A 21,569-nucleotide genomic window follows, 5' to 3' on the forward strand; every position below is an offset into this window, starting at 1 on the left:
CGAACTCAGAAGTGAAACGTTGTAGCGCCGATGGTAGTGTGGGGCCTCCCCATGTGAGAGTAGGGAACTGCCAGGCATTAAATAAGACGAGAAAGCCAACCCAATGGGTTGGCTTTTTTGCGTTTGGGGTTTTTATATAGCTTATTAAATACTATGTTAAATTCCAAATACAAAAATGCCCTAAATTAGGGCATTTTTTATGATCTTTTAGCAAAAATTATGACGAGAAAATGCAGCAAGGACTGTTCTTTCTGATATTTCTAAATAGTTCTCCATTGCTGTTGCTGCTTCTTGGGCTTTTCCATCCATTAAAAGTGTCAAAATCTGTTCATTTTTCTCAATATACGGTGCATGTAGTAATTGAGGATCGTTTAATAAACCGAAGGCTAAACGTAATTCCGCTAAAATAAGCTGGTATTGTTTAAACAATCTAGGGCTATCTGAAAGCTCAACAATTGCGGTGTGAAAGTGCATATTACAGGTTCCTACACTGCTCCAATCTTGTTGTTCTTGAAAGACTTTTGCTTGTTCAACACTATCTTGCATTTTAACAATAGCTGGATGCATAGGATAAGAATGTCGCAGAGCATCACATTCAATTAATCGTCTTACGCGATAAATATCCATGATACTTGCCATATCAGGTACAGAAACAAAAACACCACGGTTAGGTTTATAAGTTAAAAGCCCTTCTTGGGTAAGAACGCGAAAAACCTCTCTTAAAGTATTACGCGATATCTCTAGCGTTTCACTTAATGCCGTTTCTGATAATCTTTCACCAGGAGGTAATTCTCCAATAGTGATTTTTTGCCGAATAACATTTGCGACTTTTTGAGAAAGAATTTGTGGAGATGTTTTTTTCTGCATTATCTTCTGCTATTAGCTTAATAGAAGCACCTATTCTATCAGTGTGTTTTGTAATATATAACCTCTATTGTGTCACTCTGTCGTACTTCTCACTGTATCGAGTATGACTTTCTGTTTATTTCCATCAAAAAAACTTAATTTTTTGTCACGATATTTTAGTGATTAAACTTATTCTTTCTTCAAACTTGCGCACTATTTTTGTGCATCTAATCTTTTTATGCCTCATTTAGGTGCACATTTATGACTTATTAATTAAGCGTAATTGTCAATAAAATGTTAAAAATGCGATCTTCACTGCACTTTTATCATCCCATATTTAAATCTATTTGCTTATTTATTCATCTATTATTATTAATTGTTCAACAATCCAATATCAGGTGATTAACAATTAAGTATTCATGCTCAACAATGGCACGCTAATTGCCTTAGTAATAATAATTAAAATAATGATGATAAAGGGGGTAGCTAATGGCTACACAAGATTCTGCAAACATAACATCAGGTTCGTTTATAAAAAATAGACGTTCTTCATTGATAGCTGCCATTTTTTTAATGGCGACATCAGCTATTGGTCCGGGTTTTATTACTCAAACTGCAACCTTTACTGCCACTATGGGGGCGGCATTTGCATTTGGTATTTTGGCATCAATCATTATCGACTATGTTGTTCAGCAAAGTATTTGGCGAGTGATCACTGTCACCAATATGCGAGCTTCAGATATTGCTAACAAAGCAATACCTGGTAGTGGCTACTTACTTGCTGTATTAGTTATTTTTGGCGGTTTAGTGTTTAACGTGGGTAACATTGCAGGTGCTGGTCTGGGGCTTAATGCAATGGTGGGTCTTGATCCTAAATGGGGTGGGATCTTAAGTGCTTTACTTGCGATCTATATTTTCTCATCACGCAAAGCCAGTAACTTTATTGATCGTATGATTATCGTTCTTGGTATTGTCATGATCTTACTGACTGTTTTTGTGATGTTTGCCTCTAATCCTCCAATAGGTGAAGCATTAAGACAAACGGTTTTACCTGATGCGATTAACTTCGCAACAATCACTACAATTGTTGGTGGTACTGTGGGCGGTTATATCTGTTATGCCGGTGCTCACCGTCTTCTCGATAAAGGAACTACGGGTATTGAGAACATTGACGCTGTATCAAGCGCTGCAACCAAAGGAATTTTAGTGGTTGGATTAATGCGCTATATCCTGTTCCTCGCTATTTTAGGCGTAGTTGCCAGTGGCGTAACATTAGATATTTCTAGTCACGCGGCTAACCCTGCATCTCAAGCATTTCAACATGCAGCTGGTTTAACTGGATTACGCATCTTCGGTCTTATTTTATGGGCAGCTGCATTAACGAGTGTAATTGGTGCTGCTTATACCTCAATGTCATTTATTACAGTATTTAAAAAAGGTGTTACTGAGCGTCAACGTAATATCGCAACCATTATTTTCATTACTATTTCTCTTGTTATTTATATGGTTATGGGAACAGCACCGGCTGCATTATTAGTCTTTGCCGGTGGTTTTAATGGCCTGATTTTACCTATTGGTATGACACTATTTATTTTTGTTGCATGGCGTCGCCAAGATCTCATGAATGGATATAAATATCCTGCATGGTTGCTATGGTCAGGTATTTTAGTCTGTGCGCTGACTTGGTATATGGGCATTATGTCCGTGGGTGCTATTTTCAACTACCTCAACATTGCTTAAGAGAACAATAATGATGATAAAAGCCGTCGATTTAAACAGTGATTTAGGTGAGAGCTTCGGTCAGTGGAAAATGGGCAATGATGATGCAGTGCTTGAAATTGTCAGTAGCGCTAATATCGCTTGCGGTTTTCATGCAGGTTCACCGGATGGTATTTTAAAAACATTAAAAGCGGCGAAACAGCATAATGTCGCGATAGGTGCGCACGTTGCTTATCCTGACTTAGTCGGTTTTGGTCGTCGTAATATGGATATCGCCAGTGATGAATTAACCGCAGATGTGATTTATCAAATAGGTGCTTTGAAAGGATTGGCTAAAGCCGTAGGTTTGAGTGTGACCTATGTTAAGCCTCATGGTGCGCTTTATAACACAATTGCTCATGATAAACGTCAAGCACTTGCTGTTATTGAGGCAATACTTGCTGTAGATCCCCAACTGACATTAGTTGCTTTAGCGGGGTCACCCTTGATTACACTTGCGAAAGAAAATGGTCTTCGAGTAATAGCCGAAGCTTTTGCAGACAGAGCCTATCATGCTGATGGTACCCTAGTTTCTCGTAAAAAAGAGGGCGCTGTTTTACATGATCCTGAACTTGTTGCTCAACGCATGTTACGGCTTGTGCAAGAAGGAGGTGTTGAATCAATAGAAGGCGTTTTTACTGCAATAGAAGCTGATTCTATTTGTGTTCATGGTGACAGTCCGGATGCCGTGGCTCTCGCTAAAAGTGTAAAAGAAATTTTAATTAATCATGGTGTTAGCATTAAACCTTTTGCACCTCTGCGACTTAAAAATGAGGTGCAAAAATGACTCATTTAATGCAAGCGACTGCGGATGCAATTGTCAAAGCACAAGAAGCTCGATTAGCTATTCGCAATGGTTTAGCTATACCAACAGCAGGTATGGCTAAAGGAATGACTCAAGCTAACATGATCAGTTTACCTCGTGATTGGGCATTTGATTTTCTGCTCTACGCTCAACGTAACCCAAAAAGTTGTCCGATATTAGATGTTTGTGAATCAGGTAGTTATCGTACTGTTCTTGCGAAAGACGCTGATCTGCGTACTGACATTCCTCTTTACCGTGTTTGGGAAAATGGCAAATTAGCGGATGAAATTAAGGATGCTACTGAAATTTGGGCACAGCATCCCGATCTTGTTACGTTTCTTATTGGTTGTAGTTTTACTTTCGAAACGCCCATGTTAGAAGCGGGGATTGAAATTCGTCATATCACAGATAACTGCAATGTACCGATGTATAAAACGAATCGCTTGTGTCGTCCAGCAGGGCGATTAGAAGGTGAATTAGTGGTTTTAATGCGTCCTATTCCTGCTGACAGAGTCGCTGATGCGGTGATGATCAGTGGTCGTTTCCCTTCTGTACATGGTGCTCCCGTACATATTGGCTCGCCCGATGCTTTGGGCATTAAAGATATTATGTCGCCAGATTTTGGCTCACCCGTGAGAATTGAAGAAGGCGAGATCCCCGTCTTTTGGGCTTGTGGTGTGACTCCACAAGCGGCAGTGATGCGTTCAGGTGTTCCTTTCGCACTTAGTCATGCTCCGGGGCATATGTTTATTACCGATGTGCCTGATGCCGCTTATCACGTATAAGGGAGGAAGATACTTTGCGCTTTTTACCCGTTAACTTATCCCATTTACTTGTTGAGCTTTCCTCTTTAAAAGAGACGCTCGCATTGTATGAATCCGTTAAACAAGCGGATATTGCAGCTATTCAAGACATTGTACCCGCGGCGAAAACACTCTTAATTCACTTTACGCCATGGCTAATCACGGCTGAAGAACTTGTGTTTCAACTTCGACAATTAGAAGTCAAAGCGGTATCAGCACATCAAGCGCAATCATTAACTATCCCTGTTCATTATCAAGGTGAGGATCTTAATGAGGTCGCTGAATTATTAGGGATCGCTACCAGTGAAGTGATCCGTAGACATACAGAACAAACCTATCAAGTTGCATTCACTGGTTTCGCTCCAGGTTTTGCTTATTTGATTGCAGATGAAACTCAGCTTTATGTGCCTCGTCGCAAAACGCCTCGTACACGTATCCCCGCAGGGTCGGTCGGATTAGCGGGCGAGTTTAGTGGAGTTTATCCGCAACAAAGCCCTGGTGGCTGGCAACTTATTGGTACCACAGAAATAAAGATGTGGGATCTCTCACGTGAACAACCCGCTTTTTTATTACCGGGAAATGAAGTGCATTTTGTTGATGCACAAAAATCACCGATAACCGTTTCACTACCGGAGAAAAAAGCCATAGTCGCTTCCCCGCTCTCATTAAATGATAAAGGGCTATATGTTATTTCAGCAGGGTTACAAACTTTATTTCAAGATGAAGGGCGTATTGGTGCTGCATCAATGGGAGTATCTGCTTCAGGTGCACTTGATAAACCCGCTTTACATGCGGCCAATCGTTTAGTGGGTAATCCCACAACTTTTGTTGCACTTGAAATAACCCAAGGTGGATTAGCACTTAAAGCACGACAAGATTGTGTGATCGCTTTAACAGGGGCAGATTGTTCCATTACGCTAAAACATGAGTCGGGTGAAAATGAATTCTTATCTGGTTATCAACCTATTGATGTTCGCTGTGGCGATGAAATTATTTTAGGTATGCCAAAAACCGGTGTACGTAGCTATCTTGCAGTGAGAGGAGGGTTTGAATTACCAAAGGTGTTAGGTAGTTATGCATTTGATACTTTGGCACAAATTGGCCCTAATGCTTTGCAAGAAGGTGATGTACTTCATTTAAATAATGAAAGTACCTCGAACGGTATTCTTACTAATGAACAGCCGACATCAATACTGCCAAAACAAGGTGATATTGTTACGCTTGATGTTGTTTTAGGTCCCCGCACTGACTGGTTTACTACTGAAGCTATAAAGACATTAACCTCTCAATTATGGCAAGTGACACCACAATCTAACCGTATTGGATTACGTTTATTGGGCGAAACACCCCTTGTACGAGAGCAACAACAAGAGCTATCGAGCGAAGGCACTTGCATTGGTGCAATACAAGTTCCGATTAATGGGCAACCTGTTTTGTTTCTTAACGATCACCCATTAACAGGAGGATATCCTGTTATTGGCGCTGTTGCTGAATATCACTTACCACTCGCAGGGCAGATCCCTGTTAACGCTAAAATTCGTTTTAATCCAATTACCGAATTTCAAGAATATTGATAGGAGAATGCCACTCATGACAACAATTAACCAAAAACAACGAGTGAAGCATAGAGTACTTATTGCAAACCGAGGTGAAATTGCAGTTCGTATTATTCGAGCTTGTCAGGACTATGGGGCAACTTCAATTGCCATTTATGCTAATGATGATATTGATGCACTACACGTTCGTCTTGCTGATGAAGCTTATGGACTCAATGGTAATTTGCCGAAAGAAAGCTATTTAGATATTAATAAAATCATTGATATTGCCCATAAAGCTAATGCCACAATGATCCATCCCGGTTACGGTTTTCTTTCTGAACGAGCTGATTTTGCAAAAGCGGTACAAGACGAAGGATTTATTTGGATCGGCCCTAACCCAGAAACGATTGAAGTGCTTGGCGACAAAGTGAAAGCACGTAAAATTGCACAATCTGTTGGTGCTCCTCTTGTAAATGGTACGGCTGATCCCGTTAATGATGCCGAAGAGGTTATTGATTTTGCTAAACAGTATGGTCTACCTGTTGCCATTAAAGCTGCTTTTGGTGGGGGTGGGCGAGGTTTGAAGATCGCTCATAAAATGGAAGAAATTGAAGAGCTCTACCATTCTGCTGTACGAGAAGCGGTAACTGCATTTGGTCGAGGTGAATGTTATGTTGAGCAATTCCTAGATAAACCTCGTCATATCGAAGCGCAAATTATCGCAGATAAACTGGGCAATGTTGTTGTTGTCGGAACACGAGATTGTTCGTTACAGCGACGTAATCAAAAGCTTATTGAAGAAGCGCCAGCACCTTATTTGACAGACGAACAACGTGAACGTATTCACCAGTCAGCTAAAGATATTTGTGCTAAAGCAGGTTATGTGGGGGCAGGTACAGTTGAGTTTTTATTAAGTGCAAATGGCACTATCTCATTTTTAGAAGTGAATACACGCTTACAAGTGGAGCATCCTGTTACAGAAGAAACGGCGGGTATCGATTTAGTGATCGAGCAGTTACGTATTGCTGAAGGTTTGCCACTAAGTATTGATAAAACGCCTGTTCCTCGGGGTCACTCTTTTGAATTTAGGATCAATGCAGAAGATCCCGCGAAAGGTTTTTTACCTACACCGGGTTTAATTACGCATTTCTCTGAGCCTTCAGGCCCAGGTGTTCGTGTAGATAGTGGTGTTACTGAAAATAATCAGGTCTCACGCCAGTTCGATTCTATGATGGCAAAGTTGATAGTGACAGGTGCAACTCGTGAACAGGCCATTACTCGAGCTCGTCGAGCATTATCTGAATTTAAAATTGAAGGGGTAGCTAGTGTATTGCCTTTCCATTGTGAAATGATGGAGCATGCCGATTTTACTAAAGATTTCAAAGTGCATACCCGTTGGATTGAAACAGATTTTCAGGCAAAAAATACCCATTTCCCTCGTAGTACACCTGCAAAAAATGAAGAGCTTGTTCGTACTTTTATTGAAATTGATGGCCGTCGTCATGAACTCGCTTTACCTGCTCAATTACTGTCGCTCTCTGCGGTAATACCAACAGCAATTAATGCCAGTAATGAGAAAGAAGAGAATGAAAAAGCAGTCACTGCACCTATCTCTGGTGTATTACATAGCTGGATCTTAGCTGATGGCGACAAAGTTAAAGAAGGTGATGTTATTGCCATTATGGAAGCGATGAAAATGGAAGTGCAGGTAGTAGCTTCTTGTGATGGAGTACTACTGCAAAAAGCGAAAACAGGTGACTATTTTTCAGCAGAAACCGTCTTAGCTGAAATAAATTAAGTGTGTTTAAAATTAACTTATTGATTAATAAGAGTAATGCCCGTCATTAATATCGGCCCTTTAATATGAGGTAATTTCATATTAAGGGGCTTTTTTATAATAACTTTATTTATATTCCTATTTGTTATATCTAATTCCTTTTGGTTATAAGTTATTTTGCCTATAATCGAAGCTTGTTAAATTTTAACCAAAAAGGAAATAAGATGTTGCTTGTAACACAACTACTTATTGGTGCTGCAATCGGGTTAGTTATTACAACGACCGGTGTAGGTGGTGGTGTTATTTTATTACCTGTTCTTATTTATCTTTTTGGTATGAATGCATTAGCTGCGGTTGCAACAGCAAATTTACTCTCGATGCTAATGAAGCTCTCATCTTCTTATATTCATTTTCGGTTAGGTAATATTCCATTAAAACCCGCACTATTAATCTTAGGGATAATGTTTCCAGCAACATTTTTAGCGAGTTATGGTGTGACATGGTTGGGATCACAACCTCAATATTACGATCGTGTTGAATCAGCGATTAATATTTTAATGATCGTTGCTATCGTATTTTCATTGATCTTATTTTTACAGCGAATGGTAAGAAGGTCAGCAATTTCAGATCCTCTAATTGTTTTGCCACCACCTTCTACAGTGACTTTTTCTTCCTTATTTGTACCAGGAATGAGTGCAGGGTTTGTACTTGGTGCAACAGGTGTTGGAGGAGGATTAGTGGTGTTACCGGTATTGATGCGTTTTGCCCAAATGGGTATTAAAGAGGCAATCGGTACTTCTATTTTTATTACCACGATCCTTTCTGGTGGCTCTGCTATTGCTTATAGCGCTGGTGGTTATACCGATGTTCACACAGCACTTATTCTCTGCTCAGGTTCATTACTCTCCATCCCATTAGCCCGCTATTTACTTGTGTATTTATCAGAGCGTTTTTTCCAATACTTAACACTGTCTTTTATTCTGATCAGCATCATTATGATGAGTTGGAAATTAATAAATTAACTTAATGTAATATCGAGTGAGTCAATCTTTCTCTTACTACCTTTAGTTAGACTAAACTTATTCTATCATCATTAGATTAATTACTAAGAGTAAGTACAACGAGATGAATATTAAAACAGGTGATGAGTTTTTAGTTTATATGGCGCTGGGTGAAGAGAGCTATATGAAAGAGTATTACCGTGTGATTGAAATTGATTCAACGCTTTCTCAAGTGACGGGTAAATTGTTAAGAAGAACAACGGCTGATGACAAAAATATTGGATTAGGTCGTTGCGAGTTAGAAGGTGGCATTGAGCAATTTGCGTTAGAAGATATCTATCCTGTTAAAGAGTGATCCGTTATTGGGATCACTCTTCTTACTTAATTTGTTGCTTAGGCAGCGGGTGCATTCTCAGGTAATGCAGATTTCGGTAAGCCAAAAATTTTGTCAAATACCCAGTTATAAACGAAGGTATAACAAGGGATGATGATAATCAGTGCAAAGTCCATAACTAACGCTTGCCACAATGAAACATTAAGCCACCATGCAATCAGTGGAATTAAATAGAGCACCAGTGTTAGCTGAAATCCAATTGCATGTACTAGACGGCGTCTAAACGTTCGAATTCTCGAAACTTGTCGACTCTCCCAAAATTCAAATATGCAATTATAAATAAAATTCCAACTCACCGCGATTGTTGTGATCACCAGCGCTAATGGGCCTGTTACTGCTGTTGAGCTATCAGCCAAAAGTGCAAGCCCGACTGATGAAATAACCCAGCCAAAAATTTCATAAGCTGTCACGTAGACAATTTTTCGTTTGATACCTTGCATTGTGCTCTCTTTTTCTGTGGATCTGTGTCGTTAAGCATCGTAAGATAAATCAGTAATAATGATAGAAAAAGTTAGCTAGTATCAATTTGACTGAAACATCAGGAGTGAACATGCAGTTCTCAAGTGAACATATTGCGATATTTTTAGCAGTGATGGATAAGGGATCGTTCTCTGCGGCTGCACGTTCATTAAAACGCGTTCCATCAGCAGTCAGCATGGCAATTGCGAATATGGAAGCTGAATTAGGTTATGCGCTTTTTGAGCGTTCATCACGAGAGCCTCAGCCAACTGAAAAAGCCAAAGCACTTGAACCTCATGCCAGAATGATCGCAGAGCAATTAAAATTATTACAAGTGCATGCACAAGAGCTTTCGATGGATCTCGAAAGTGTCTTAAATATTGGTGTTGCAGCTGATATTAATCCTGATTATTTATTACCTGCGTTATCTGAATTAACGCAACGTTATCCGTTACTTAATGTGAATGTGATAACCGCGGCACAAGATGACATTATTGAGATGTTGCATTCACATAAAATTCAACTGAGCCTAGTTTATGGGGGCTTGTATGTGAATGGTGATGAGCAGTTTCAATATCTTGGCTCTGAGTCATTGGTCGCAACAATCTCTGCAAGTCATATTGCATTAGCACATCCTGCAAGTGTGTTCATTGAGGATCTTGTGAATGTTCGTCAAATTATGATCGCAAGTCACACCAAAGAGTTAAGAGATGAGCGCTCATTAGTGGCGACGAATTATTGGCAAACAGATAGCTTTCAAATGGCATTAGGTATGGTTGAAGCAGGGATGGGATGGGGTAATTTACCGTATTCGCTGATTTATACTCAATTGCAAAAAGGTAAATTAAAACAGCTTCAATTTAAGAATACGAAAAATGAATTACGATTACCTATTCATGCTATGTGGCTAAAAGGGGAGTCGTTACAGAAAGGCGCGAAAGAGTTAGTTGAGCTGATGAATACCCACCAGCCCATCGTACCTAACTTTAATTAATCGACTCGTTGTTGATGAACCCAAACAGCAACTTCAACACGAGATTTTAGCTTCATTTTTTTTAGTAGATGTTTTACATGCACTTTGACCGTACTTTCCGTGATATCAAGCTTACGTGCGATCATTTTATTTGATAACCCTTGCGCTATCAGTTTCAAAATATCGCGCTCACGCGGGGTGAGTTGTTCAATATCACGCTCACCTTCAGAGCGATCTTCACGTAAGGACTCGGCTAAAATAGGGGTTAACGCAGGGCTGACGACCATTTTTCCGGCAGCTGCCTGTTTTAGAGCCGCCAGTAATTCTTCAGGCTCCATATCTTTTAGAAGATAACCATCTGCACCACGTTTTAACGCTGTGACTAAATCATCACTATAATTTGATACGCTAAAAACAACGATCCGACCTGATAACGACTTTAATCGCAGTTGATCGAGCGTTTCAAAACCATTCATTCCTGGCATATTCAGATCCAGTAAAATTAAATCAGGATCTAACTCTTCAGCTAGCTTCACACCTTGAATACCATCTCCAGCTTCCCCAACGACAGTTAGTGTTGTATCAAGACTTAAAAGTTGTTTTACACCATTGCGTAGCATCGGGTGATCATCAATGAGTAAAATTGTCGCTTTTTCTGTGGGGGATCCCATATTATTCATTACGACTTGCTCCAATTTAGACAGGGTCTTTATGAGTAGTTATTAATGGAAATTTAACAAACACTTGAGTACCGCCCTGTTCGCGTACTTTTATAGTATAAGAACCATTTAAGCTATTTGCGCGTTCACGCATAATAATAAGGCCATAATGATTTAATTTTTCAGGATTAGGGCTAATTCCTTCACCATTATCATTAATTTTTAGTTCAACCATGCCATTATTTAGAGATAAAGAGACTTCAGCCCAATTGGCATTGGCATGTTGCAAAATATTATTTAATGCTTCACGGACGATTTGAACAACGTGAATACTTTGGTGCGAGTTCACACATTTTGCGGGTAATTGATAGTCAAAATTAATAGAAAAACCAAGGCGCTGATTAAATTCAGTCAGCGTACTTTCCAGGGCAGCAAGCAATCCTGGCTCAGTGAGTTTTAAGCGAAATGTGGTTAACAGTTCTCTTAATTGGCGATAAGCGACATTAAGCTCTTCTCGCATCTCTTTTAGTAGCTTTTGGCAATTATCCGGTAAGGTTTCTGACTGCATCTGCAAATAGCTAACTTGCATTTTTAAACAAGAAAGCGATTGAGCAATAGAGTCATGTAATTCGCGTGCAATTGCCGAACGCTCATCCATTAACAAAAGCTGTTGTTGTTGCTCGTTTTGCTGTTCCATTGCCAGCATTGCTGAGATCTGTTTTGTCAGTAATAGCATTAAATTATTCTGTTCGTCCGTCAGGGCGGTATGTTCAGGTAATTGCATAACAAATAATCCATAGCGATGGATTTGATCGGCTAGTTCCCAATGCAATAGTTCACTACGTAGTGGAACGGTGGCTGAAGCGGTTTCATCACAGCGTTCACATTGCAGATCTGGACAATGTTCAGGGCGTGGTTGAGGTTCTAAACTGATCTCATTAAAGAGTGTGTGATGATTATCTTCATATAAACGTATCTGTAAGTAAGTATCAGGAATGATTTGTTGAAGCTCAAATAATATCTGTCTTAATCGGGCACAAAGTGGCGCAGGAGAGTGTAATTGTTGGCTAGAGTGATAGAGATAAGAGAGTACTTTATTTTTCTGTTGTAAGTCGTGTGTTTTTTCAACCACTCTTTTTTCTAATTCGCTATACAGCGTAGAGAGCTCTTCTGACATGGTATTAAGTGCAATACCCAATGTGGCAATTTCATCATGGTGTGTACGCTGGTGGAAACGCGCTGAAAAATTACCATGACCAATCGAATTAGCCATCGCCATAAGCTGTTGCCAAGGATGTAATAAACGGCGACGGAAATGCCAAACAGAGCCAAACAGTAATAACAGTGTAAGTGCAGTGAAAATAAGCTGAGTATAAGCCACCAGCCTGATTTTTTGCTCTGTAAGTTGATCGATGCTTAATACTAATTTATCTAGCTGTGAAACAAAAAAGGCAACTTCTTGTTTGGCTTCATCGCGTTGTTGAGCATAAAGCAAAGTTGGCTTTAAAGTGTCTTTCCAGTAAGTATTTAATTGAGCATATTGTGATTGTAGCGATTTATTGCTTAGGACTTGACGTAATTCACCACTGTCTAAGTCGGTTTCTAACTCGTGAAGATAATAACGATGTTGCTCATCTAAGGGTAAAGCAGATAGCAAGCGATAGCTTTGCATCCGTAGCGATCCAGATTTATTAATCGCATGAGCATTACCTTGTACACTCAAAATAATATGGTTAGAAATCGCCATTCCCACCACACCCAGTAGAGTGAAAAGTAACATTAATATCGCTATCTGATTAATAATTGAAAAACGGTAGTGCCATTGGATTTTATTTGTACTCATCGTTATTTTTCCAAATTTATTCTGGCGCTATATTGCCTTAAAAATACATCAAATGTCATATACTACTAAAGTATTACCCCTAAATATCTGATGGAGGTAATTTCACTTCTAAATTATAGTGCTTTTAGTTTAACTTATTAATTTAAAATAAAAAATTAAGTATAATCCTATTAATACTTAGGTGTGAATAGCGACTTCAGCTTAAAAATCAAACAAATCTTTGCTTGATGCAGATCATGACTAATTAACAATTCTAATCGTAAAAAGGTGCCAATCTAACCGTTAATCGAGGTTGTTATGGCACTCACTCAACACCCAGAAAAAATGAGAAAAGGGGTGATCGAAGATTGGCATCCTGAAGATAAAGTTTTTTGGGAAAAGACTGGTCAAAAGATCGCTTCACGCAATTTATGGATTTCTGTTCCTTGTTTACTTTTATCGTTCTGTGTATGGATGCTTTTTAGTGCAGTTGCAGTAAATTTGAACAAAGTAGGTTTTAACTTTACCACAGATCAGTTGTTTATGCTGACTGCACTGCCTTCAGTCTCTGGTGCTATTTTACGCGTTCCTTATTCTTTTGTTATTCCTATTTTTGGCGGTCGTCGCTGGACAGCAATCAGTACCGTCTTTCTCATCATTCCTTGTATCTGGCTTGGTTTTGCAGTGCAAGACACCACAACATCTTATTCAACCTTTATTGTGATTTCACTGCTATGTGGTTTTGCTGGTGCAAACTTTGCATCCAGTATGGCAAACATCAGCTTTTTCTTCCCTAAAGCACGCCAAGGTGGTGCTTTAGGATTAAATGGTGGATTAGGCAATCTGGGTGTCAGTGTTATGCAATTGGTTGCGCCATTAGTGATTGGTGTTGGCGTATTTGCTATGTTTAGTGGCCCCGGTGTTATTCAGCCTGATGGTTCACGTTTATGGCTAGAAAATGCTGCATGGGTTTGGGTTCCTTTCTTACTTATTCTGACCTGTGCTGCTTGGTTTGGCATGAACGACCTTGCGGCTAATAAAGCCTCTTTAAGCCAGCAATTACCTGTTTTAAAACGTGGTCACCTCTGGTTGTTAAGTATTTTATATCTGTGCTCTTTTGGTTCATTTATTGGTTTCTCCGCGGGTTTTGCAATGCTTTCTAAAACCCAATTCCCAGATATCGTTATTCTACATTATGCGTTCTTTGGGCCTTTATTAGGTGCTTTAGCTCGCCCTGTAGGTGGCGCTTTATCGGATAAATTTGGTGGTATTAGAGTCACTCTGATCAACTTTATCATCATGGCAATTTTCTCTGCTCTGCTTTTCTTAACACTGCCTGTAAATGGTGCTGATGGCTCATTTATCGCCTTCTTCGGTGTCTTTATGGTGCTGTTTTTAACCGCCGGTTTAGGAAGTGGTTCTACATTCCAAATGATTGCTGTGGTGTTTAGAAAAATTACGGTTGATCGCATGAAAGCACAAGGCGCTTCAGACGAAGTCGCTCAAAAAGAAGCAGTAACAGAAAGTGCAGCCGCACTTGGTTTTATCTCTGCTATTGGTGCAATTGGCGGCTTCTTTATTCCTAAAGCCTTCGGTACATCACTGGCTATGACTGGCTCTCCTGCCGGTGCAATGAAAATCTTTGTTCTATTTTATATCGCCTGCGTCTTGATCACTTGGTTGGTCTATGGACGTAAACACAATAAACAATAATGACGAATTATACGCAATGTGAGAGCGCTCGCGCGCATTGGGAGAGTATCTGATGAGTAAGTTTCTCGATAGATTCCGCTATTTTAAACAGCTTGGCGATACCTTTTCAAAGGATCATGGCCAAGAGCTGAATGTTAACCGTGATTGGGAAGATGGTTACCGTAGTCGTTGGCAACACGACAAAATTGTCCGTTCTACTCATGGTGTTAACTGTACCGGCTCATGCAGCTGGAAAATTTACGTTAAAAATGGATTAGTAACTTGGGAAACCCAACAAACGGATTATCCACGTACACGTCCGGATTTACCGGATCATGAACCTCGTGGTTGTCCCCGTGGTGCAAGTTATTCATGGTATTTATATAGCGCAAACCGCGTTAAATACCCAATGGTACGTAAACGCTTAATTAAACTATGGCGTGAAGCAAAAGCACAACATAGCGATCCTGTTGATGCATGGGCTTCTATTGTTAGTTCACCAGAAAAAACTAAAAGCTATAAGCAAGCGCGTGGGCGTGGTGGTTTTGTTCGTTCTTCATGGTCAGAAGTGAATGAAATCATTGCGGCTTCTAACGTGTTTACAGCCAAAGAGTTTGGCCCTGATCGTATTATTGGTTTCTCGCCAATTCCTGCCATGTCGATGGTTTCATATGCTGCGGGTGCGCGTTATTTATCTCTGATTGGTGGCGCATGCTTAAGTTTCTACGATTGGTATTGCGATTTACCACCTGCATCGCCAATGACTTGGGGTGAGCAAACCGACGTTCCTGAATCAGCAGACTGGTATAACTCTTCTTACCTGATTGCATGGGGTTCTAACGTACCGCAAACACGTACTCCAGATGCTCACTTCTTTACCGAAGTTCGTTATAAAGGAACTAAAACCGTTGCGGTAACGCCTGATTACGCTGAAATCGCGAAACTCTGTGATCAATGGTTAAATCCAAAACAAGGTACTGATAGCGCGATGGCGATGGCGATGGGACACGTTATTCTTAACGAATTCCACGTTAAACGCCAAACTGAATATTTTAGTAACTACGTGCGCACTTACACTGACATGCCAATGTTGGTGATGTTAGATAAACATGATTCTGGCAAGCTAGTTGCGGGTCGTATGTTGCGTGCTTCTGATTTAGTAAACAATCTGGATCAAGAGAAAAATCCAGAGTGGAAAACCGTTGCTATTGATGAAAAAACACAGCAGTTAGTTGCACCTCAAGGTTCGATGGGCTTTCGTTGGGAAGGTGCTGCTAAATGGAATCTTGAGCCTAAAGATGGCAAAAGTGGCGAAGATGTCACTTTACAATTAGGCCTTCTAGATAATCACGATGATATTGTTGATGTAGCATTTCCTTACTTTGGTGGCATCAAGAGTGAATATTTTGAAGGTGTTGCCCTTGATGATGTGATTGTTCATAAACTGCCTGCTAAGCGTATTACACTTGCGAATGGCGAAGAAAAATACATCACAACTGTTTATGATTTATTGTTAGCTAACTACGGCGTTGATCGCGGTTTAAATGATGAAAACTGTGCATCAAACTACGATGAAATCAAAGCATATTCACCAGCATGGGCTGAAAAAGTGACAGGTGTAGGTCGCCAAGATATCGCTCGTATTGCGCGTGAATTTGCAGATAACGCAGAAAAAACACACGGTCGTTCGATGGTGATTGTGGGAGCAGGTATTAACCACTGGTACCACATGGATATGACTTACCGTGGCATTATCAATATGCTGATTTTCTGTGGTTGCGTCGGTCAAAGTGGTGGTGGCTGGGCACACTATGTTGGACAAGAAAAACTGCGTCCACAAACAGGTTGGTTGCCATTAGCCTTTGGTCTTGATTGGCAACGTCCGCCTCGCCATATGAACAGTACGTCATTTTTCTATAACCACTCAAGTCAGTGGCGTTATGAAACCGTATCACCAACAGAGTTGTTATCGCCATTAGCCGATAAATCTCGCTTTAGCGGTAGTTTGGTTGATATGAACGTGCGTTCAGAGCGTATGGGGTGGTTACCATCAGCGCCTCAATTAAACTTAAACCCTTTATCTATTGCGAAAAAAGCCCAGAAAGCAGGCGTTAGTGCTACGGATTACACCGTTAATGCATTGAAGTCAGGTGAAATCCGCTTTGCTTCAGAGCAACCGGATAACCCACAGAACTTCCCACGTAATTTATTTATCTGGCGCTCTAACTTATTAGGTTCTGCGGGTAAAGGGCATGAATATTTACTGAAATACTTGCTGGGAACCGAAAACGGATTACAAGGTAAAGATTTAGGCGAGCAAGGCCAAGTTAAGCCACAAGAAGTGGAATGGCAAGATAAAGGCGGTGAAGGTAAAGTTGATTTAGTGGTGACTTTAGACTTCCGTATGTCAAGCACCTGTCTTTTCTCAGATATCGTTTTACCAACCGCAACATGGTATGAAAAAGACGATATGAATACGTCGGATATGCATCCATTTATTCATCCATTAACCGCAGCCGTTGATCCAGCTTGGGAATCTAAAACAGACTGGGAAATCTATAAAGGTATCGCTAAAACCTTCTCTAAATTGTGTGTAGGCCATTTAGGGGTTGAAACGGATTTAGTGACATTACCTATTCAACATGACTCTGCCGCTGAAATGGCACAGCCTTTTGATGTGAAAGATTGGAAAAAAGGTGAATGTGACCTTATTCCGGGTAAAACAGCACCACACCTTATCCCTGTTGAGCGTGATTATCCAAATACCTATGCTCGCTTTACCTCACTTGGGCCGTTAATGGACAAACTAGGTAATGGTGGTAAAGGGATCAGCTGGAATACACAAGCAGAAGTCGATTTCCTGAAAAAACTCAATCGTGTTCGTCATGATGGTGTGGCAAAAGGGCGTCCAGCAATTGAAACGGCGATTGATGCAGCTGAAGTTATTCTCTCTTTAGCTCCTGAAACTAATGGTCAAGTGGCTGTAAAAGCGTGGGATGCACTGAGTAAAGTGACAGGTCGCGATCATACTCACTTAGCCAAAGTGAAAGAAGATGAGAAAATTCGTTTCCGCGATATCGTTGCTCAACCTCGTAAGATCATTTCAAGCCCAACATGGTCTGGCCTTGAAGATGAGCATGTCTCTTATAACGCCTGTTATACCAACGTTCACGAGATGATCCCTTGGCGCACGTTAAGTGGCCGCCAGCAGTTGTATCAAGATCACGAGTGGATGCGTGCTTATGGTGAAAGTTTAGTGGTCTATCGTCCACCCATTGATACCAAAGCGATTGATGCAGTTAAAGGTAAAAAACCAAATGGTTTCCCTGAGAAGGCATTGAACTTCCTGACGCCTCACCAAAAATGGGGTATTCACTCAACGTATAGCGATAATTTACTGATGTTAACGCTAGGTCGTGGTGGCCCTGTGGTTTGGCTGAGTGAAGATGATGCCAAAGAGATGGGAATTAGCGATAACGATTGGGTTGAAGCATACAACAGTAATGGTGCGTTAACGGCGAGAGCCATTGTCAGTCAACGTATTCCTGATGGCATGATTTATATGTATCACGCGCAAGAGCGTCAAATAAATCTGCCGGGATCTGAAATGACCGGAATGCGTGGCGGTATTCACAACTCGGTGACGCGTGTTTGCCCTAAACCAACGCATATGATTGGTGGATATGCTCAATTGGCTTATAGCTTTAACTATTACGGCACCGTGGGCTCTAACCGTGATGAGTTTGTTGTGGTGCGTAAAATGAAACAGATTGATTGGCTTGATGGTGAAGGTGATGCTTATCAACAGACCCTGAATGGACAGGAGAAGGCATAATGAAAATTCGTTCACAAGTCGGTATGGTACTGAACCTCGACAAATGTATCGGTTGCCATACCTGTTCAGTTACCTGTAAAAATGTTTGGACTAGTCGTGAAGGTGTTGAATACGCATGGTTTAATAACGTTGAAACCAAACCGGGTACAGGGTATCCCCAAAATTGGGAAGACCAAGAGAAGTGGAAAGGAGGCTGGATCAAAAATATCAAAGGTAAATTAGTACCAAGAATGGGTAACCGTGTTGGTCTATTATCTAAAATTTTTGCCAACCCTGATGTTCCTGCATTAGATGATTACTATGAGCCTTTTGATTATGACTATGAGCATTTAAAAAATGCTCCAGAAGGCTCGTTACCGACTGCACGTCCTCGTTCGCTGATCACAGGTCAGCGAATGACCAAAATCGAAAAAGGCCCAAACTGGGAAGACGATTTAGGTGGCGAATTTAGCAAACGTGCAGCGGACAAAAACTTCGCCAACATGCAAAAAGAGATGTATGGGCAGTTTGAAAATACATTCATGATGTATTTACCACGCTTATGTGAACACTGCTTAAATCCTGCTTGTGTTGCGACGTGCCCAAGTGGTGCGATTTATAAACGTGCTGAAGATGGCATTGTGCTTATCGACCAAGATAAGTGCCGTGGATGGCGCATGTGTTTAACAGGATGTCCATACAAAAAAATCTACTTCAACTGGAAAAGTGGTAAGTCAGAAAAATGTATTTTCTGTTACCCACGTATTGAAGCGGGTCAACCAACACTGTGCTCAGAAACTTGTGTAGGACGTATTCGCTATCTGGGTGTGATGTTGTATGACGCAGATAAAATCTCACAAGCTGCCAGTGCAGATAATGAAAAAGATTTATACCAAAGCCAGTTAGATATCTTCTTAGATCCCTTTGATCCTGAAGTAATTGCAGCTGCTGAAGAGCAAGGTATTCCGTTAAGTGTGATTGATGCAGCACAACGTTCACCTGTCTACAAAATGGCGGTGGATTGGAAGCTGGCATTACCACTGCACCCAGAATATCGCACCTTACCTATGGTTTGGTATGTGCCACCTTTGTCACCAATTCAATCTGCTGCCGATGCAGGTGTGTTACCACATACCGGTGTACTGCCTGATGTCGAAAGCTTACGTATTCCGGTTCAGTATTTAGCTAACTTACTGACAGCGGGCGACACGGCACCTGTGTTATTAGCATTAAAACGAATGCTTGCGATGCGTCATTACAAACGTGCTGAAACCGTAGAAGGAAAAACAGACTTAAGTGCATTAGAACAAGTCGGTTTGACCGAAGCACAGGCACAAGAGATGTATCGTTATCTGGCTATTGCCAATTATGAAGATCGCTTTGTTATTCCATCAAGTCATCGAGAACTCGCAAGAGAAGCTTTCCCAGAACGTAATGGTTGTGGTTTTAGCTTTGGTGACGGTTGTCATGGTAGTGATAGCAAATTTAATTTGTTTAATAGTCATCGTATTGATGCGATTGATATCACATCAAGAACACCTCAAGATGAACGTCGTTCAGAGGAGAAAATATAATGATCTCTCTGAAAGTTATTTCTCATCTCTTAGATTATCCCACACAAGAATTGTGGGATAACCGAGGCGAACTTATCGATGCATTACAGGAGGCCGATGAACTTCCTGTGACTCAAGTTGCGAAATTAATGGCATTTATTCATGCCTTAATGCAACAAGAGTTGCTCGATGCACAATCTAATTACAGTGAGCTTTTTGATAGAGGTCGAGCGCGATCATTGTTGTTATTTGAACACGTTCATGGCGAGTCTCGTGATCGTGGTCAGGCAATGGTTGATCTGCTCAATCAATATCAACAAGCCGGGATCACATTAAGTAGTCGTGAACTCCCTGACTATTTGCCTACTTATCTTGAGTATTTAACGCTTTTACCTACAACCGAGTGTATTGAAGGGCTAAATAACATTGCACCTATTTTGGCTCTGTTAGGTGAACGTTTAAAACAACGAGGCAGTGATTATCACGCTCTCTTTGATGTATTGCTTTGTCTCTCACAAAGTGGATTAGAAGCATCACAACTCACTGCTCAAGTAGAAAAAGAGCCTTTAGATGATACCCCTGCGGCGTTAGATGCGGTATGGGAAGAAGAACAAGTGACGTTCCTTGGAGAAGGTACGCAATGTGGCAGTAGCAATATTAGCCAACATCAGCGTCGTTTTGCACAAGAGACCGCAGTTCAATATCTCAACGTGGGGAATTCGTTGGATACGGGAGCACAAAAATGAATTACATCAATATGTTATTTTTTGATATCTATCCCTATATTGCTGGTGCCGTTTTTATTATCGGTAGCTGGTTACGCTATGATTATGGTCAATACACTTGGCGTGCGGGCTCTAGCCAGATGCTAGACAAGAAAAATATGCGATTGGCATCTAACTTATTCCACGTTGGGATCATCGGTATTTTTGCTGGTCATTTTCTGGGAATGTTAACACCACACTGGATGTATGAATCATTTCTGCCTATTGAATATAAACAAATTATGGCGATGGTAGGCGGTGGTACTTGCGGTGTGTTAATGCTGGTGGGGGGCGTGATGTTATTAAAACGTCGTTTAACCAATCCACGAGTGAGAGCCACATCTTCATTTGGTGACATTATGATTTTAACGCTACTGGTTATTCAAGTGGCATTAGGTCTACTAACAATTCCATTCTCTGCACAACATATGGATGGTAGTGAAATGATGAAGCTGGTGGCATGGGCACAATCTATTGTGACATTCCACGGTGGTGCTTCAGCAAATCTTGAAGGTGTTGCATGGGTATTTAAGTTGCACATTTTCTTAGGAATGACGATTTTCTTATTATTCCCATTCTGTCGACTAGTCCATATTTGGAGCGTGCCTATTGAGTATTTAACTCGCCGCTATCAAATTGTGCGTAATCGCCATTAATGAATACCCATCTCCTGATAGTAAGTTAGAGACCTTTTAGTTGCGCTTATCTCACCCCCGCCCGCGGGGGTTTTTTTTATCTCTTTTTTCAATTCTAAATCTTCAACAAAATTTTTGAATGGTTAAAACAATAATCTTTAGATTCATTTAGGCATTGTTGCACTTATAATTCTTTTCAACGAAATAAATAAATTTATATAAACAAATAAACAGATAATTAAATGTCGTGATATTTAAATATATTTAAAGTTTACA

17 protein-coding genes and 1 rRNA gene are annotated in these 21,569 nt (G+C 40.5%); 14 read left to right on the top strand and 4 right to left on the bottom strand.

Annotated elements, in window-relative coordinates:
* A 5S ribosomal RNA gene (gene rrf, locus NBG71_RS18935) occupies nt 1-76 on the top strand; the annotation flags it as partial.
* A 131-nt stretch (nt 77-207) separates the two neighbouring features.
* Here the strand turns inward: rrf and NBG71_RS10315 are convergent.
* The gene (locus tag NBG71_RS10315; RefSeq protein WP_075672922.1) at nt 208-867 is read right to left on the bottom strand and encodes a GntR family transcriptional regulator; all 660 of its coding nucleotides are present in this window, start codon (nt 865-867) and stop codon (nt 208-210) included.
* Between the two features lie 468 nt (nt 868-1,335).
* Here NBG71_RS10315 and NBG71_RS10320 point away from each other — a divergent pair, with 468 nt between their 5' ends.
* The 7 genes from NBG71_RS10320 (at nt 1,336) to NBG71_RS10350 (ending at nt 8,883) form a co-directional block, all read left to right on the top strand.
* Nucleotides 1,336-2,586 carry an NRAMP family divalent metal transporter gene (locus NBG71_RS10320; protein WP_075672923.1) on the top strand — a complete coding sequence of 417 codons (1,251 nt, stop codon included), beginning with the start codon at nt 1,336-1,338 and terminating at the stop codon, nt 2,584-2,586.
* Between the two features lie 13 nt (nt 2,587-2,599).
* Nucleotides 2,600-3,391: a LamB/YcsF family protein gene (locus NBG71_RS10325; protein WP_099660049.1), complete on the top strand. Its 792-nt coding sequence runs from the start codon at nt 2,600-2,602 to the stop codon at nt 3,389-3,391.
* Nucleotides 3,388-4,194 carry a putative hydro-lyase gene (locus tag NBG71_RS10330; protein WP_250916842.1) on the top strand — a complete coding sequence of 269 codons (807 nt, stop codon included), beginning with the start codon at nt 3,388-3,390 and terminating at the stop codon, nt 4,192-4,194. Before NBG71_RS10325 ends, NBG71_RS10330 begins: the two co-directional genes overlap by 4 nt.
* A gap of 14 nt (nt 4,195-4,208) precedes the next feature.
* The gene (locus NBG71_RS10335) at nt 4,209-5,786 is read left to right on the top strand and encodes a 5-oxoprolinase subunit B/C family protein (RefSeq protein ID WP_196563876.1); all 1,578 of its coding nucleotides are present in this window, start codon (nt 4,209-4,211) and stop codon (nt 5,784-5,786) included.
* Nucleotides 5,787-5,802: 16 nt separating this feature from the next.
* Nucleotides 5,803-7,548 carry an acetyl/propionyl/methylcrotonyl-CoA carboxylase subunit alpha gene (locus tag NBG71_RS10340; RefSeq protein WP_250916843.1) on the top strand — a complete coding sequence of 582 codons (1,746 nt, stop codon included), beginning with the start codon at nt 5,803-5,805 and terminating at the stop codon, nt 7,546-7,548.
* Nucleotides 7,549-7,751: 203 nt separating this feature from the next.
* A complete protein-coding gene (locus tag NBG71_RS10345) occupies nt 7,752-8,549 on the top strand; it encodes a sulfite exporter TauE/SafE family protein (protein ID WP_250916844.1) in 798 nt (265 codons plus the stop codon).
* Between the two features lie 103 nt (nt 8,550-8,652).
* Nucleotides 8,653-8,883 carry a hypothetical protein gene (locus tag NBG71_RS10350; RefSeq protein WP_075672928.1) on the top strand — a complete coding sequence of 77 codons (231 nt, stop codon included), beginning with the start codon at nt 8,653-8,655 and terminating at the stop codon, nt 8,881-8,883.
* A 38-nt stretch (nt 8,884-8,921) separates the two neighbouring features.
* On the opposite strand, the gene NBG71_RS10355 is transcribed toward NBG71_RS10350, so the two are convergent.
* On the bottom strand, nt 8,922-9,362 hold the full coding sequence (locus tag NBG71_RS10355) for a PACE efflux transporter (protein ID WP_088493886.1): 441 nt from the start codon (nt 9,360-9,362) through the stop codon (nt 8,922-8,924).
* Nucleotides 9,363-9,472: 110 nt separating this feature from the next.
* Between NBG71_RS10355 and NBG71_RS10360 the strand changes: the two genes are divergently transcribed.
* Entirely contained in the window at nt 9,473-10,375 is a 903-nt protein-coding gene (locus NBG71_RS10360) for a LysR family transcriptional regulator (RefSeq protein ID WP_075672930.1), read from the top strand.
* Here NBG71_RS10360 and narL read toward each other — a convergent pair.
* Nucleotides 10,372-11,025, bottom strand: a complete 654-nt coding sequence (gene narL, locus NBG71_RS10365) for a two-component system response regulator NarL (RefSeq protein ID WP_082239485.1) — start codon at nt 11,023-11,025, stop codon at nt 10,372-10,374. The two genes, NBG71_RS10360 and narL, sit on opposite strands and share 4 nt — an antisense overlap.
* A gap of 25 nt (nt 11,026-11,050) precedes the next feature.
* On the bottom strand, nt 11,051-12,856 hold the full coding sequence (gene narX, locus NBG71_RS10370; protein ID WP_075672931.1) for a nitrate/nitrite two-component system sensor histidine kinase NarX: 1,806 nt from the start codon (nt 12,854-12,856) through the stop codon (nt 11,051-11,053).
* A gap of 297 nt (nt 12,857-13,153) precedes the next feature.
* On the opposite strand from narX, the gene NBG71_RS10375 reads away from it, so the two are divergent.
* The 5 genes from NBG71_RS10375 to narI are packed head-to-tail and all read left to right on the top strand — an operon-like array spanning nt 13,154 to nt 21,314.
* A complete protein-coding gene (locus NBG71_RS10375) occupies nt 13,154-14,548 on the top strand; it encodes a NarK family nitrate/nitrite MFS transporter (protein WP_156733007.1) in 1,395 nt (464 codons plus the stop codon).
* 52 nt (nt 14,549-14,600) lie between these two features.
* On the top strand, nt 14,601-18,362 hold the full coding sequence (locus NBG71_RS10380; RefSeq protein WP_075672933.1) for a nitrate reductase subunit alpha: 3,762 nt from the start codon (nt 14,601-14,603) through the stop codon (nt 18,360-18,362).
* Nucleotides 18,362-19,915 (top strand): nitrate reductase subunit beta, encoded by a 1,554-nt coding sequence (gene narH / locus NBG71_RS10385; RefSeq protein ID WP_075672934.1) that lies wholly within the window; start codon nt 18,362-18,364, stop codon nt 19,913-19,915. Before NBG71_RS10380 ends, narH begins: the two co-directional genes overlap by 1 nt.
* The gene (gene narJ, locus NBG71_RS10390) at nt 19,915-20,640 is read left to right on the top strand and encodes a nitrate reductase molybdenum cofactor assembly chaperone (RefSeq protein ID WP_075672935.1); all 726 of its coding nucleotides are present in this window, start codon (nt 19,915-19,917) and stop codon (nt 20,638-20,640) included. Before narH ends, narJ begins: the two co-directional genes overlap by 1 nt.
* The gene (gene narI / locus NBG71_RS10395) at nt 20,637-21,314 is read left to right on the top strand and encodes a respiratory nitrate reductase subunit gamma (protein ID WP_075672936.1); all 678 of its coding nucleotides are present in this window, start codon (nt 20,637-20,639) and stop codon (nt 21,312-21,314) included. The genes narJ and narI overlap by 4 nt, the downstream gene beginning before the upstream one ends.
* The last annotated feature ends 255 nt before the right edge of the window (nt 21,315-21,569 follow it).

The sequence above is a fragment of the Proteus sp. FZP2095 genome (assembly GCF_023701425.1).
GTDB lineage: Bacteria > Pseudomonadota > Gammaproteobacteria > Enterobacterales > Enterobacteriaceae > Proteus > Proteus cibarius.

Coding starts and splice junctions, on each gene's coding strand:
- narL (WP_082239485.1), bottom strand. CDS start 11,025: ATGGGATCCCCCACAGAAAAAGCGACAATTTTACTCATTGATGATCAC.
- NBG71_RS10380 (WP_075672933.1), top strand. CDS start 14,601: ATGAGTAAGTTTCTCGATAGATTCCGCTATTTTAAACAGCTTGGCGAT.
- narX (WP_075672931.1), bottom strand. CDS start 12,856: ATGAGTACAAATAAAATCCAATGGCACTACCGTTTTTCAATTATTAAT.
- NBG71_RS10330 (WP_250916842.1), top strand. CDS start 3,388: ATGACTCATTTAATGCAAGCGACTGCGGATGCAATTGTCAAAGCACAA.
- NBG71_RS10355 (WP_088493886.1), bottom strand. CDS start 9,362: ATGCAAGGTATCAAACGAAAAATTGTCTACGTGACAGCTTATGAAATT.
- NBG71_RS10325 (WP_099660049.1), top strand. CDS start 2,600: ATGATAAAAGCCGTCGATTTAAACAGTGATTTAGGTGAGAGCTTCGGT.
- NBG71_RS10315 (WP_075672922.1), bottom strand. CDS start 867: ATGCAGAAAAAAACATCTCCACAAATTCTTTCTCAAAAAGTCGCAAAT.
- NBG71_RS10340 (WP_250916843.1), top strand. CDS start 5,803: ATGACAACAATTAACCAAAAACAACGAGTGAAGCATAGAGTACTTATT.
- NBG71_RS10320 (WP_075672923.1), top strand. CDS start 1,336: ATGGCTACACAAGATTCTGCAAACATAACATCAGGTTCGTTTATAAAA.
- narI (WP_075672936.1), top strand. CDS start 20,637: ATGAATTACATCAATATGTTATTTTTTGATATCTATCCCTATATTGCT.
- NBG71_RS10350 (WP_075672928.1), top strand. CDS start 8,653: ATGAATATTAAAACAGGTGATGAGTTTTTAGTTTATATGGCGCTGGGT.
- NBG71_RS10360 (WP_075672930.1), top strand. CDS start 9,473: ATGCAGTTCTCAAGTGAACATATTGCGATATTTTTAGCAGTGATGGAT.
- NBG71_RS10345 (WP_250916844.1), top strand. CDS start 7,752: ATGTTGCTTGTAACACAACTACTTATTGGTGCTGCAATCGGGTTAGTT.
- NBG71_RS10375 (WP_156733007.1), top strand. CDS start 13,154: ATGGCACTCACTCAACACCCAGAAAAAATGAGAAAAGGGGTGATCGAA.
- narH (WP_075672934.1), top strand. CDS start 18,362: ATGAAAATTCGTTCACAAGTCGGTATGGTACTGAACCTCGACAAATGT.
- narJ (WP_075672935.1), top strand. CDS start 19,915: ATGATCTCTCTGAAAGTTATTTCTCATCTCTTAGATTATCCCACACAA.